The organism is Siphonobacter sp. SORGH_AS_0500 (assembly GCF_002838835.1).
Taxonomy (GTDB): Bacteria; Bacteroidota; Bacteroidia; order Cytophagales; family Spirosomataceae; genus Siphonobacter.
Genome location: NZ_NHPP01000023.1, coordinates 17,385 through 30,664 on the forward strand (window position 1 = coordinate 17,385; position 13,280 = coordinate 30,664).

The 13,280-nt window shown below is 44.8% G+C and carries 12 protein-coding genes; 6 read left to right on the forward strand and 6 right to left on the reverse strand.

Going from position 1 to position 13,280, the window contains the following annotated elements; genetic code table 11:
* Positions 1 to 31 precede the first annotated feature (31 nt).
* From BWI96_RS19625 to BWI96_RS19635, 3 genes are read left to right on the forward strand one after another with little or no spacing between them, the layout of a single operon-like run.
* Entirely contained in the window at positions 32 to 643 is a 612-nt protein-coding gene (locus BWI96_RS19625; protein WP_106638220.1) for an HAD family phosphatase, read from the forward strand.
* Positions 644 to 684: 41 nt separating this feature from the next.
* A complete protein-coding gene (locus tag BWI96_RS19630; RefSeq protein WP_106638221.1) occupies positions 685 to 1,836 on the forward strand; it encodes a site-2 protease family protein in 1,152 nt (383 codons plus the stop codon).
* Between the two features lie 58 nt (positions 1,837 to 1,894).
* Entirely contained in the window at positions 1,895 to 2,458 is a 564-nt protein-coding gene (locus BWI96_RS19635) for a 1-acyl-sn-glycerol-3-phosphate acyltransferase (RefSeq protein WP_106638222.1), read from the forward strand.
* A 56-nt stretch (positions 2,459 to 2,514) separates the two neighbouring features.
* On the opposite strand, the gene lpxB is transcribed toward BWI96_RS19635, so the two are convergent.
* Both lpxB and BWI96_RS19645 read right to left on the reverse strand, forming a co-directional pair.
* A complete protein-coding gene (lpxB, locus tag BWI96_RS19640) occupies positions 2,515 to 3,615 on the reverse strand; it encodes a lipid-A-disaccharide synthase (RefSeq protein WP_106638223.1) in 1,101 nt (366 codons plus the stop codon).
* Between the two features lie 108 nt (positions 3,616 to 3,723).
* Positions 3,724 to 4,146, reverse strand: coding sequence for a 6-carboxytetrahydropterin synthase (locus BWI96_RS19645; RefSeq protein WP_106638224.1), 423 nt, complete (start codon positions 4,144 to 4,146; stop codon positions 3,724 to 3,726).
* Between the two features lie 362 nt (positions 4,147 to 4,508).
* Between BWI96_RS19645 and rfaD the strand changes: the two genes are divergently transcribed.
* From rfaD to BWI96_RS19660, 3 genes are all read left to right on the forward strand, one after another.
* Positions 4,509 to 5,474 carry an ADP-glyceromanno-heptose 6-epimerase gene (gene rfaD, locus BWI96_RS19650; RefSeq protein ID WP_106638225.1) on the forward strand — a complete coding sequence of 322 codons (966 nt, stop codon included), beginning with the start codon at positions 4,509 to 4,511 and terminating at the stop codon, positions 5,472 to 5,474.
* Between the two features lie 185 nt (positions 5,475 to 5,659).
* Complete coding sequence (gene nspC, locus BWI96_RS19655) at positions 5,660 to 6,793, forward strand: carboxynorspermidine decarboxylase (RefSeq protein ID WP_106638226.1); 1,134 nt, start codon at positions 5,660 to 5,662, stop codon at positions 6,791 to 6,793.
* Positions 6,794 to 6,820: 27 nt separating this feature from the next.
* Positions 6,821 to 7,147 carry a hypothetical protein gene (locus BWI96_RS19660; RefSeq protein ID WP_106638227.1) on the forward strand — a complete coding sequence of 109 codons (327 nt, stop codon included), beginning with the start codon at positions 6,821 to 6,823 and terminating at the stop codon, positions 7,145 to 7,147.
* 59 nt (positions 7,148 to 7,206) lie between these two features.
* On the opposite strand, the gene hslV is transcribed toward BWI96_RS19660, so the two are convergent.
* From hslV to lepA, 4 genes are all read right to left on the reverse strand, one after another.
* Positions 7,207 to 7,752 (reverse strand): ATP-dependent protease subunit HslV, encoded by a 546-nt coding sequence (gene hslV / locus BWI96_RS19665; protein WP_106638228.1) that lies wholly within the window; start codon positions 7,750 to 7,752, stop codon positions 7,207 to 7,209.
* A 190-nt stretch (positions 7,753 to 7,942) separates the two neighbouring features.
* On the reverse strand, positions 7,943 to 9,619 hold the full coding sequence (locus tag BWI96_RS19670) for a pyruvate dehydrogenase complex dihydrolipoamide acetyltransferase (RefSeq protein ID WP_106638229.1): 1,677 nt from the start codon (positions 9,617 to 9,619) through the stop codon (positions 7,943 to 7,945).
* Between the two features lie 325 nt (positions 9,620 to 9,944).
* Positions 9,945 to 11,072: an acyl-CoA desaturase gene (locus BWI96_RS19675; protein WP_106638230.1), complete on the reverse strand. Its 1,128-nt coding sequence runs from the start codon at positions 11,070 to 11,072 to the stop codon at positions 9,945 to 9,947.
* A gap of 240 nt (positions 11,073 to 11,312) precedes the next feature.
* Positions 11,313 to 13,103, reverse strand: coding sequence for a translation elongation factor 4 (gene lepA, locus BWI96_RS19680; protein WP_106638231.1), 1,791 nt, complete (start codon positions 13,101 to 13,103; stop codon positions 11,313 to 11,315).
* Positions 13,104 to 13,280 lie beyond the last annotated feature (177 nt).

Sequence of the window (13,280 nt, forward strand, 5' to 3'; positions counted from 1 at the left end):
TCGAAACCATTTTTCCTTCATAACCTATCTTATGATCAAGAATATTATCTTCGATATGGGGAATGTCATTATTGATATTGACGTTCCGCTGACTTATCGGGCTTTTGCTCAAATGGCTAATCTTTCGGAAGAAGAAGCTACCCGACTTTTTCACGAAAAAGCTTTCTTTCATCAATTTGAAATTGGAAAAGTAAACGAAGCCGATTTTCGTAATTCGCTCCGCAATGAATTTAACGGAAGCTGGACGGACGAAGAAATCGATAAGGCCTGGTGTGCTTTATTACTCGAAATGCCCGTAGAACGTCTGGCACGTATTCAGGAACTGGCTAAAAAATACCGCGTTTTCCTACTGAGTAACACTAATTCCATCCATGTAACGGAGATTCTGAAGCGTGCCGATTCGCTTGGGTACGATTTTATGAGTCTTTTTGAGAAACCTTTTTTGTCCTACGAAATGGGTTTCATGAAACCAGATCCCGAATTTTACCGACAGGCTCTGCGGGAAGGTGGCGGATTATTACCGGAAGAAACCCTCTTCATTGATGACAACGCCGATAATATTGAAGCGGCTGCCACCGTTGGCATACAAACGATCTGGTTGAATCCCATTGGCAGTGTTCTGGATAAATTGCTGAATTACTAGCCATTTATTCATTCAGCCCACACTTAAGAAAACGTATATCTATGAGCCGCACCCGGCGTCGACTATTCATTCAGATACTCTTATTCGTAGTAACCCTCGTTACCACCACTATCGCCGGAGCCGAGTGGATGCACGGTACTTCCTTGTTTTATGCGAATCCGCCACTCACGTTTACGCAGGTTTTAGAGGGATTATACTTTTCCGTTCCTTTTCTGCTGGTCTTAACGTTTCATGAATTTGGTCACTATTTCACGGCTCGCTACAATAAGGTAAAAGTTACCCTACCTTTTTATATTCCACTCTGGTTTGGCCCTTTTACCACCATGGGCACCATGGGGGCCTTTATTCAGCTTAGAAGCCGGGTCAAGACCAACAAGCAATACTTTGATATTGGCATTGCTGGTCCACTGGCGGGTTTTTTCGTTGCCCTGGGCCTACTTTGGTACGGGTTTACGCACTTACCACCCGCAGATTATATCTTCACCATTCACCCCGAGTGGAAAGCCCTGGGTGATCAATATCCACAGCACGTCTATACCGAAGAAGCTCTGGCCGGACGCGGAGCTGTCAAACTGGGCGATAACTTATTATTCTGGTTTTTCGAGAAATTCGTTGCCACCGGACCCGTTCCTTCTCCGTACGACATGGCGAATTATCCCTTTCTGTTTGCGGGGTATTTGTCACTCTTTTTCACGGCTCTCAACCTTTTCCCAATCGGTCAGTTAGACGGCGGGCACATTCTGTATGGATTAGTAGGTCGTCGCTGGCATCGTATTATTTCGCCCATCATCTTTGTGGCTTTTCTGTTTTACGCGGGCCTCGGTTGGTTTAAATATCAGGACTTTAACCAGAGTAATACCGACGATTTTCTCATTCAGGCGGGTTATCTGGCAGCCTATATTGGCCTGAATTTCATGGCCATGAGCCGCCTGCATCCCGATCGCTGGACGGTGGCTGCTCTGGCTTTAGGCATGGTACTGATGCAATTGGTGATTAGTTATTTTTTCCCAGCCGTTGAAGGTTACCGTGGATTTTTGCTTTTTGCGGTCATGCTGGGACGTTTTCTGGGGGTTTACCATCCGCCAGCGGAAATCGAAGTACCCATTGGCTGGAAACGTCAGTTACTCGGCTGGTTTTCTTTACTGGTTTTTGTACTTTGCTTTAGTCCGAAACCATTCATCATGTTTGAGTAAGTCCTGAAGCCCTGTTTTCCAAAACTGTAAACCGTACACTCTAAACTGAACACAAAAAATGTTTCGCTGGATTGCCGCTTCTCTATTTCGCTTAGCAGGCTGGAAGCTCGCAGGTCCCTATCCAACGAGTTTATCCAAATACGTGTTAATGGTAGCTCCCCACGCCACCTCTAAAGATTTTTTCGTCGGCGTTGGAGCTCGGGCCGCTATAGGTCACTGGATTTATTACCTGGGTAAGAAAGAGTTATTTAAACCTGCTCCGGTAGCCTGGTTTATGAAGGCCATGGGTGGTTATCCGGTTGATCGCGGCAAAACCAAAAACTTTGTAGATAGTGTGGTAGACCTGTTTAACAATCACCAGGAATTTCGCATTTGCGTTACTCCCGAAGGTACCCGTGGCGACGTTACGGAACTGAAAACGGGTTTTTATTATATGGCCTTAAAAGCTCAGGTTCCGATTATATTTTGTGCTTTTGATTACGCCAGAAAGCTGGTTTACTTCGGAGAACCTTTTCGCCCTACTGGCAACTGGAATCAGGATAAAGTCGAAATCGCCCGCTTCTTTAATACGGTGCAGGGAACGCGTAAATCCTGGATTCAGCATTACTTATCGGAAGCTTAGTCTACTCACTTCCCGAATGTTTAAACCCTTCGGGAAGTTCTATTCTAACAGTACCATTACTTTTTCAAAGCCTTCACCATTAGCCCTCCGGTACGTTCGGAGGCTCCGGGTTGACCTATCAATTCCTGAAGTCGTTTGTATTCCTTGAGCATCGTTTGGCGGGATGCTCCTTCCAACGTCAGCTTTAATTCCTTCGCAATTCGTTCGGTATTAAATTCCTCCTGAATTAGCTCCTTTACTACTTCTTTATCCGCAATCAAATTTACCAAAGAGATAAATGGGACTTTGACTAATTGTTTGGCAATCAGGTAGGTTAAACTTCCTGCTTCATAACAAACCACTTCGGGAACATTGAACAAGGCCGTTTCCAGCGTAGCTGTCCCTGAGGTAACCAGAGCCGAATGAGCAACGGATAGTAGATCATATGAAGCATCCGTCACAAACGATAGATCGGCTACATCCGTTGCGTATAACGCATCGGAAAGATTCGAAACTTTTCCGATTACGAACTGATACTGAGGAAACTGATTCCGTACGGACAACATCTTCGGTAACATCCGCTTCACTTCCTGCACCCGACTACCCGGCAGTATGGCCACGATCGGACGTTCGCCCAGTCCGTGTTTAGCTTTGAAAGCAGGATTGGGCTGAAACGAAGCAATGGCATCCAGCAAAGGATTGCCCACATAATCTACTTCATAATCAAACTTGCGGAAGAAATCGACTTCAAAGGGAAAGATGCAGAACATCCGATCCACTACCCGCTTGATTTTTAACGCTCGTTTCTGATTCCAGGCCCAGACTTTGGGCGAGATATAATAGAACGTGCGAATCTGGTGTTGTTTGGCGAAAGTCGCCATGCGAAGATTAAAGCCAGCGTAATCAATTAGAATCAGAACATCAGGACGAAACGCAAGTATATGCTGTTTGCACTCCTTCATCTGCCGTCGGATGGTTCCATAATTTTTGGCAACCTCCCAGAAACCCATGAACGCGGAGTCGCGGTAATGATGCAGTAGATGAGCTCCAGCTTCCTCCATTAACTCCCCACCCCAACATTGAATCTCAGCCGAAGCGTCGTGCTGCAAAATGCCCTTGATGAGATTGGAACCATGTAAATCACCCGAACGCTCGCCGGCAATGAGAAAGTACTTCATGGGCTTAGTTTACTGTTTTCAGTTTGCAGTTTTCAGTTAAAATGGCATAAGCAAGTAAAAGCCCGTTACTCGAAATTGAAAACTGAAAACAGCAAACTGAAAACTAGTTTATTCTCCGTAATACTCCACAAAATTCTTGGGAGTTTCTATTAGTTTTAGGCTGTGAAGCTGGCTGCGACCTGCGGTGGATTCGGTTACTTTATCCGCCAGAATTTTCCAGATTTCCATGACGAATACCTCACAGGTCGGAATTTTATCTTTCAGAAAATCAACCTCATGATTCAGGTTGCGGTGGTCTACCTTCTCAACGATGTGTTCTTTAACCAATTTGCCTAACTGCTTCATATCCATCACAAAGCCCGTATCGGGGTGCGGAAGGCCTTTCACCGTAACGATCAGTTCGAAATTATGACCGTGGAAGTAAGGATTGGCACAATTGCCGAAAACCTCGTAGTTCTGTTCATCGCTCCAACTCGGATTATAAACCCGGTGGGCTGCATTAAAATGCTCTACTCTTGATACATATACCATCGTTCAGTGCTTGCTAAGTTCCACATTTTCCGATTCTGATCCGGTGGGAACGACCTAGCACCGATCAAAACAGACCGCAAAGGTACGGTTTTCTATTACTATATTATTCTTTTCGATTCAAACTAAAACCACATTTTTCCTTTTCCTGAATTTGAGCAGAAATTAGCTATCAATTTTTAGTCGATTTATTAATTACGTACTATTTCACCTACGCTAAAGTCTACACTTATTGAGAATATTATTAAATAAATACAATTTTTTCACAAAATCTTGACTAGGTTTTACCTAGCGATGCCCCTACCTTTGTTCTCTATTTAAAGAATTTCTATTCGAACGAAACTCTCCATACACTGCGAGGATCTATGATTATCGTTACCGGAGCCGCTGGCTTTATAGGAAGTAATCTTATTCAACGGTTAAACGAGGATAAATTCAATTTTATCATTGCCGTTGATGATTTTTCGAATGTTGAAAAACAGAAAAATCTAGAAGATAAAAACATTCAGGAATACGTTGATCGGGAGCATTTCTTTGAGTGGCTCGATCAGAATTATCATGAAGTAGAATTCATTTTTCACATTGGAGCCCGCACCGATACCACGGAGTTTAATTACGAGATCTTAGATCATTTAAACGTTAATTATTCCAAACAAATCTGGCGGAAATGCGTAGCCTATCAGATTCCGCTGGTCTACGCTTCGTCAGCTGCAACCTATGGTTTAGGTGAGTTAGGGTATGAAGATAATGAAAGTCTCATTCCAGAACTGAAACCATTGAACCCCTACGGAGAATCAAAAAATCAGTTTGATATCTGGGCCCTACAACAGGAAGAGAAGCCTTTCTTCTGGGCGGGCCTGAAATTCTTCAACGTATACGGTCCTAATGAATACCACAAAGGCCGCATGGCTTCGGTGATTATGCACGCTCATCGTCAGATTAAATCGACGGGTGGTATGAAGTTGTTCCGTTCGCATAATCCCGATTTTAAAGACGGCGAACAGATGCGTGATTTCGTATACGTCCGCGATGTGGTTGAAGTTTGTATGTTCCTGATGTACAGTCGCAAAGACTCCGGGATTTATAACCTCGGTAGTGGCAAAGCCCGTACTTTCCTGGATCTGGTTACGAGTACATTCAAAGCCATGAACTTGGAACCTAACATTGACTTCATCGATACGCCGCTTGACATTCGCGATAAATATCAATATTTCACGGAAGCATCCATGAGCAAACTTCGTTCGATTGGTTACGACAAACCTTTCCACACGCTGGAAGAAGGCGTAACCGAATACGTAACGAAGTACCTGAACGACGCCAAGTACGTTTAATAACGTAACGTTTTCGTGTCTGAAGATACCGACGCCTGAAGAAATTCTTCAGGCGTTATTTTTTAAAACTTTCTCTCTCAAATTCAAATAAACTTTTCGCCTAGAATCGAACTCATTCGAGTAGTTAACAATTTGATTCTATAGGTTCTCAATAATTTCTGAAAGCCATAGCTATTTTTGTCAGCATGAACTATAATCTGATTCCTTCTCCGTGTTTTGTGCTCGAAGAAGCCAAATTGAAGCGTAATCTTTCTCTGCTTAAGTACGTACAGCAACAAGCTGGTGTGGAGATTATTTGTGCCCTGAAGGGTTACTCCATGTTCAGCACCTTTCCCCTTCTGCGGCAATACCTGGCAGGAGCTACTGCCAGTAGTATCAATGAAGCCCGGCTCATTAATGAAGAATGGGGTACAAAAGCTCATAGTTACGTCCCAGTCATTCGCGAAGACGAAATTGCAGAGTTAATTGAACGGTCTTCTCACCTGACTTTCAATTCCTGGCGACAGTTTGAGAAGTTTGGAAAGCAGGCTGCTTCTGCCGGCGTTTCGGTAGGGATTCGCATTAACCCTCAGTATTCTGAAGTTACCACTGATTTATATAACCCCTGCGTTCCTGGGTCTCGTTTAGGCGTTACCCGGGCCATGTTGCCTGAACAATTACCCGCTGAAATTGAAGGTCTGCACTTTCATACCCTTTGTGAGAACGATTCTCACACATTGGAGCGGACACTCATACATGTAGAAGAACGCTTTGCGGATTTGTTACAGCAGGTGAAATGGCTCAACATGGGTGGTGGTCACCTCATTACCCGTGCCGATTATGATCCCGAACATTTAATTCAGGTGTTAAAGAATTTTAAAGCGAAATTCCCACACCTGAAAATCATCATGGAGCCGGGCTCAGCCGTCGGCTGGCAAACGGGTGTACTGGTTTCTACCGTTCTGGATGTAGTAGACGCTCAGGGGATTGATGTTGCCATGCTGGACGTTTCATTCTCCGCTCACATGCCTGATACGCTGGAGATGCCTTACAAACCCCGCATTTTAGGAGCTCATCAGGACCCTGTAGCTGGTAAACCTACGTATCGCATGGGAGGAACTACCTGTCTGGCCGGCGATTACATGGGCGACTATAGTTTCGATGAAGAGCTGAAAGAAGGCGACAAGATTGTACTGGATGATATGATTCACTACACGATGGTAAAGACGACGACCTTTAATGGAGTTAACCTGCCCAGCATTGGTATCTGGAAAGAAGATGATACCTTCCAGCTCGTTCGTAGTTATGGATATGAAAGTTATAAAGATCGTCTTTCTTAGAAATTTCGATTGACGGAAATATTAAAGATGCCAGCAAAAAAGCTGGCATCTTTAATTTTAAGCATTGCTTATTCTTTCATTACTAGAAATCCAATAACTCGTGATGCCAACGAAAAGGCTGGCATCAACTCCCCTAGCCATCACTTGTTTGTTGTTACTACAATTCTACTAACTCATGATACCAGCAAAAAGGCTGGCATCGGCATACCTTCAGCTTTTTCCCACAAAACTTTAGCAGCCACCGATGCCAGCCTTTTCGCTGGCATCAACCACCCCAGCCATCATTTATTCATTGTTACTTTAACTCCACCAACTCATGATGCCAGCGAAAAAGCTGGCATCGGTATACCTTAGCTTTGCTTATTTCCCATGAAACTTTAGGAGCTATCGATGCCAGCTTTTATTAATAGTAGTTACCCTACTTTCTCTACAACCAGATTATGGTTCGTATAAATACAAATATCCGCAGCGATGTGAAGGCTCTCGCGAACCATTTCTTCGGCTGTCAGATTTGTCGCATGCTTCTTCAGAGCAATCGCGGCAGCCTGAGCGAAGTTTGAACCGGAACCAATAGCTGCAATGCCATTTTCGGGTTCCAAGACATCTCCCGTTCCTGAAATAATTAATATTTCTTCCGCATTAGCCACGATCAGCATGGCTTCCAATTTCCGCAAGTAGCGATCAGTACGCCAGTCTTTGGCTAATTCAATGGCCGCCCGTTTCATATTCTGACCATAGGCATTGAGTTTTTCCTCAAAACGCTCGATCAGGGTAAACGCATCGGCAGTGCTTCCTGCAAAACCAGCTATGATTTTACCCCCAGCCAGCTTACGAATTTTTTTCACATTGGATTTCGCAACGGTATTACCCATCGTTGCCTGTCCATCGGCACCAACGACTACTTCGCCGTTATGCACAATTCCTAATACGGTAGTCGAATGAATTTCCACGGGTTTCATAGTATCATTTTCATGGTTATAAAAACGGCCCCGAATAACATTCCGGAGCCGCTTTTTAGTTGTTGGTTGACTGTTAATCGGTTGTTAGTTCAACTACACCTAACAATCAACCCTTTTATTTTAAGGATGAGTCAGTTTTAATTGTAATTGATTTCTAACAACCATCAACTAAAAACTAACAACAAACTATTTATACCAGCATACGCATGGGATCCTCGATGAGTTGCTTGAACGTTTGCAGGAAGGCTGCACCCGTGGCACCATCTACGGCCCGGTGATCACACGCTAAAGTTACTTTCATGATGTTGGTAACAAAGAATTCACCAGCGTCGTTAACACCTACGGTCTTCTTGATTCCGCCAACGGCCAGAATACAGGAATCAGGGGAGTTAATGATCGGATTGAATTCTTCTACGCCGAACATACCCAGGTTAGAGATACTGAAGGTAGAACCTTCCATCTCCTTAGGCTGAAGTTTCTTGCTTTTCGCTTTACCTGCATAATCTTTTACTTCCGTAGAAATCGTGGAAAGTGTTTTCTGATCAGCATTACGAACCACAGGAACGACCAGACCATCTTCAACCGCTACTGCCACACCGATGTTGATGTATTTATAACGACGAATCTTATCACCTAACCACGAAGCATTAACGGCAGGATGTTGTTTCAGAGCCAAAGCCGCAGCTTTAATCGCAAAGTCGTTGAAAGAGATTTTTGCGGGAGAAACTTCATTCACCTGGCCCCGGAATTTCATCGCGTTATCCATCGTAATTTCCATCGTCAGATAGAAATGCGGAGCGGTGTACAGAGACTCCGATAAACGACGAGCGATGGTTTTACGCATCGACGTTACGGGCAGATCTTCGTACTCACCGACTGGTTCAGGAACCGCCGCTGGTTTCGGAGCTGGAGCCGCCCCAGCCGGTTGTGCAGCTGGAGTAGCGGCAGCCGCTGGAGCTGGAGCTTCTTTCGCTGCTGGCGTAAAGGTATCCAGATCTTTCTTAACAATACGTCCGTTTTCACCGGAACCTGTTACGTCAGACAGGTTAATACCTTTATCTTTCGCAATAGACTTAGCTAAGGGAGAAGCCTTGATACGGCCTTCTGCATCACTAGACTGGCTAGCTTCAGCGGAAGATCCATTTACAGATGCGGCAGGAGCTTCTTCTTTTGCTTCCGCAGGAGCCGACGAAGTGCCATTTTCAGCATCCAGAATAGCCTGGAAGTTGGCCCCTTCTTCACCTACAATCGCAATGATTTGGTTTACCTGAGCAGCTTTACCTGCTTCTACCCCGATGTACAGCAGAACGCCGTCGTCGTAGTTCTCCAATTCCATCGTGGCTTTGTCGGTTTCGACTTCAGCCAAAATGTCACCACTTTTCACTTTATCACCTACGTTCACTACCCAGTTGGCAATGACACCTTCAGTCATGGTATCACTCAACAGAGGCATGCGAACAGCCGTAGCTTTAATACTGGATAAGTCAACCGCAGCTTTGGGGGCTTCTGCTTTTTTAGGCTCTTCAGTAGTTTTGGGTTGTTCAGCAGGAGCGGGTTCTGCTTTAGTTTCAGCGGCTGCACCATTAGATGATCCACCTTCACCATCCAGAAGAGATTGATAATCTTCACCTGGTTTACCTACCACAGCCAGTACACCATTTACTTCAATAGCCTGGCCTTTATCAGCGGCTACGTACAGGAGGGTACCATCTGCGTAGTTTTCCAGTTCCATCGTGGCTTTGTCGGTTTCAACTTCAGCCAGGATATCCCCGGATTTAACGGTATCGCCCACTTTTTTGAGCCACTCAGCGATGACCCCTTCAGTCATCGTGTCGCTCAGGAGGGGCATACGAATTACTTCTGCCATGTGTAAACTAACGGAAAGGGTTTAGAACAGAATTGCGAGTCAAAAATACGTCTGATTCTCAGATTTCGGCATTGGAACCTGTTAAGTTTTCCAATGCTACTGATTATCAGTTCGTTTAAACCTATTTATATACAACCATTTAAGATTACCTTTTGATTCAGCTTTTGCGTCTGATTCGGAAAGAATCCTGAATAATCCCTCAAAATAAAGCAAAAAGAGAGAAACCAGCAGGGGTTTTCTCTCTTTTCTCATTTCATTATTACAATTATACAATTACAATTCCTGATAATCAAAGCCTAACGATTTTCTTCGTTCCCTCGGAATATTAGGCTCGAACGGCCACAGGCTGAAGTTCTTCTACGGATTCCAGTGTAAACTCCTCTTTCCCGTATTTTCTCAAAACCCGGTAGTGGGATTGCAGAGCCGTCCAGAAGGTTTTGTTCTCAATGTAATGAATGCCGTGATCAGCCGCAGTGGCTTTCACGATTTTAGAAATCTCGGGGTAATGAATGTGGCAGATCTTGGGGAACAAGTGGTGTTCAATCTGGAAATTCAGACCTCCGCATAGGAACGTAGCCACGGGGCTGTTACAGGAGAAATTTGCCGTGGTCTGCATTTGATGGACTGCCCAGGATTCTTCGATGTTGCCGTCTTCATTAGGCTCAGGGAATTCAGCATGTTCCACAATGTGGGCCAACTGAAACACTAAACCCAGCACCAGTCCTTCAAAGTAATGCATCACCAGGAAGCCAATCAGAAACTGCCACCAGGTAATGGAAAGCACACACAAAGGCAGCACGATGAAGAGTGCGTAATAAACCGCTTTATAGAAAAAGAGGTTGAAATACTCTTTACGTGGGTGTTTGCCGCTGGCCGTTTTTCCAATATCCTTCTGAAAAAACTTTACGTAGTCCTTCCGTAATACCCAGCTCAACGAAGCCAGTCCGTACAGCAAAAAGGCATAATAATGCTGGAAACGGTAAATCTTTTTATTCGGTTCTTCGTGGTGAATACGCACCAAACCCGGAGCAATTTCCAGATCTTCATCGTGACCAGGAATGTTCGTATACGTATGATGCACCACATTGTGGGAAAGGCTCCAGACGTAAGGATTTCCACCAATCAAGTGAAAACACAAACTTAAAGCCTTATTCGTTTTTGAATCTGCGGCGAAAGAGCCGTGTACAGCATCATGGCAAATATTAAAACCAATGAAGGCACAGGTCATGCCTAAAGCAATGGCAAGCACTAACATCACCCAAACGTTGAACTGATTGGAAATGATCAGTCCGTAGAGAACCCAAAAAACGACCATATAAAAGATGGTCTTGTTCCACATCGCACGGTTCCCAGTTTTAGGAATGTTGTTTTCAGTGAAGTACGCATCAACTCGGTGGCGGGCATCGGCGAAGAAAGTAGATCGCCGCTTGTCAACAAATCGGAGTTTCGACATTCAGAGTAAAAAAAGGGTTAGATGAAAGTGTAAGAAATGTAGGTTAGGCTTTATTTGGTAAAGGCAATCCCTCAAACTTACGAGAATAAAAACGAAGTAGCTTGTATAATGCATATAAAAACACGAGTCTTTTTCAAAACCCGTGTTTTTATACTTGTACAGTACGAAACGATACGGATGATATAAATGGGGTCATTCGGTTGCTTACACATGCAAACCGTATCACACCTGAACTACTTGCTAGCTCTCTAGTTTCAGAACGGCCATAAACGCTTCCTGCGGGATTTCTACATTACCCACCTGACGCATCCGTTTTTTACCTTTCTTCTGTTTCTCTAACAGTTTTCGCTTCCGGCTGATGTCACCACCGTAACACTTGGCCAATACGTCTTTCCGAAGAGCTTTTACCGTTTCGCGAGCAATGATTTTTTGTCCGATAGCAGCCTGAATAGCAATTTCGAATTGCTGACGAGGTAATAACTCGCGGAGTTTCTCACACAGACGTTTGCCCCACTCATAGGCTTTATCCCGGTGAACAATGGCCGACAGGGCATCTACTTTCTCCCCGTTCAGCATAATATCCAGCTTCACCATGTCGCCTTCTTTGAAACCGAGGTATTGATAATCGAGCGAAGCGTACCCGCGGGAAATCGTTTTCAGACGATCAAAAAAGTCGAAAACTACCTCAGAAAGTGGCATTTCAAATTGCAGCTCAATTCGGTCTGAAGTCAGATATACCTGATTTTTCAGCACGCCGCGTTTATCCATACAAAGCTTCATGATGGCTCCGACGTATTCACTTTTGGTGATAATCTGAGCCGCAATGAAGGGTTCTTCAATGTTATCAATGTGGTTAGGCTCGGGCATTTCCGAAGGAGCCGATACTTTCAGGTGTTCCCCTTTCGTCGTCTCCACGTTGAACTGTACCGAAGGAACTGTGGTGATCACCGTCATGTCGAACTCACGCTCCAGCCGCTCCTGCACGATTTCCATGTGCAACATGCCCAGGAAACCGCAACGGAAACCAAAGCCCAGGGCCGCCGATGTCTCGGGTTCCCAGATTAGGGCCGCATCGTTCAGTTGCAGCTTTTCCATGGCTTCGCGAAGTTCTTCGAATTCACTGGTATCCACGGGATAAATCCCGGCGAATACCATCGGCTTCACATCTTCGAATCCTTTGATTGCTTCCGTAGCCTTATTATCCATCCGGGTGATGGTATCCCCTACTTTTACTTCTTTTGCCGTTTTGATACCCGAAATCAGATACCCTACGTCACCCGTTTTAATTACGTCACGGGGTTCCTTTTCCAGACGTAATACGCCAATTTCATCAGCAAAATATTCACGGCCCGTCGCCATGAATTTAATCTTATCACCTTTACGAATTTCGCCGTTATATACCCGGAAGATTACTTCGATACCCCGGTAAGAGTTAAATACCGAATCAAAAATCAAACCCTGGAATCCTCCCTGGGGATCACCTTTGGGGGCGGGAATACGGTGAATAATCGCCGCCAGAATTTCCGCAATGCCAATGCCTTCTTTCGCCGATGCGTGAATAATATCGGAACGGTCGCAGCCAATCAGATCCACAATCTGATCGGATACTTCCTCGGGCATGGCACCCGGTAAATCAATTTTATTTAATACAGGAATAATTTCCAGATCATGTCCCAAAGCCAGATACAAGTTACTGATCGTCTGAGCTTCAATACCCTGCGAAGCATCCACTACCAATAAGGCTCCTTCGCAGGCAGCGATGGAACGGCTTACTTCATAACTAAAATCGACGTGACCCGGCGTGTCAATCAGGTTCAGCACGTACTTCTGACCCTCAAACGTATAATCCATCTGAATGGCATGCGACTTGATGGTAATGCCCCGCTCGCGTTCGAGATCCATATCATCCAGCAACTGATTTTGCATTTGTCGCTGGGATACGGTCTGGGTTTGCTCAATTAGTCGGTCTGCCAATGTACTCTTGCCGTGGTCAATGTGGGCAATGATGCAGAAATTGCGAATGTTATTCACGTGTTATGTTTAGTTGAACAGCCAAGGCTGCTGGCTTTTAGCTTATAGGCTATCTGAATACCTGGAATGAATCGAAACGCCGGGACGCGTGTACTCGACTTCCCTTCCAATCTACAAAAATACACTCAATCTATTGAAAAGTCGCAATACTCCTGCGAAAAGGCCTTAAATGAATAC

What these genes read in the sequence shown, in the direction of transcription:
- BWI96_RS19625 (WP_106638220.1), top strand. Translation starts at nt 32, where the DNA reads ATGATCAAGAATATTATCTTCGATATGGGGAATGTCATTATTGATATT.
- BWI96_RS19630 (WP_106638221.1), top strand. Translation starts at nt 685, where the DNA reads ATGAGCCGCACCCGGCGTCGACTATTCATTCAGATACTCTTATTCGTA.
- BWI96_RS19635 (WP_106638222.1), top strand. Translation starts at nt 1,895, where the DNA reads ATGTTTCGCTGGATTGCCGCTTCTCTATTTCGCTTAGCAGGCTGGAAG.
- lpxB (WP_106638223.1), bottom strand. Translation starts at nt 3,615, where the DNA reads ATGAAGTACTTTCTCATTGCCGGCGAGCGTTCGGGTGATTTACATGGT.
- BWI96_RS19645 (WP_106638224.1), bottom strand. Translation starts at nt 4,146, where the DNA reads ATGGTATATGTATCAAGAGTAGAGCATTTTAATGCAGCCCACCGGGTT.
- rfaD (WP_106638225.1), top strand. Translation starts at nt 4,509, where the DNA reads ATGATTATCGTTACCGGAGCCGCTGGCTTTATAGGAAGTAATCTTATT.
- nspC (WP_106638226.1), top strand. Translation starts at nt 5,660, where the DNA reads ATGAACTATAATCTGATTCCTTCTCCGTGTTTTGTGCTCGAAGAAGCC.
- BWI96_RS19660 (WP_106638227.1), top strand. Translation starts at nt 6,821, where the DNA reads ATGCCAGCAAAAAAGCTGGCATCTTTAATTTTAAGCATTGCTTATTCT.
- hslV (WP_106638228.1), bottom strand. Translation starts at nt 7,752, where the DNA reads ATGAAACCCGTGGAAATTCATTCGACTACCGTATTAGGAATTGTGCAT.
- BWI96_RS19670 (WP_106638229.1), bottom strand. Translation starts at nt 9,619, where the DNA reads ATGGCAGAAGTAATTCGTATGCCCCTCCTGAGCGACACGATGACTGAA.
- BWI96_RS19675 (WP_106638230.1), bottom strand. Translation starts at nt 11,072, where the DNA reads ATGTCGAAACTCCGATTTGTTGACAAGCGGCGATCTACTTTCTTCGCC.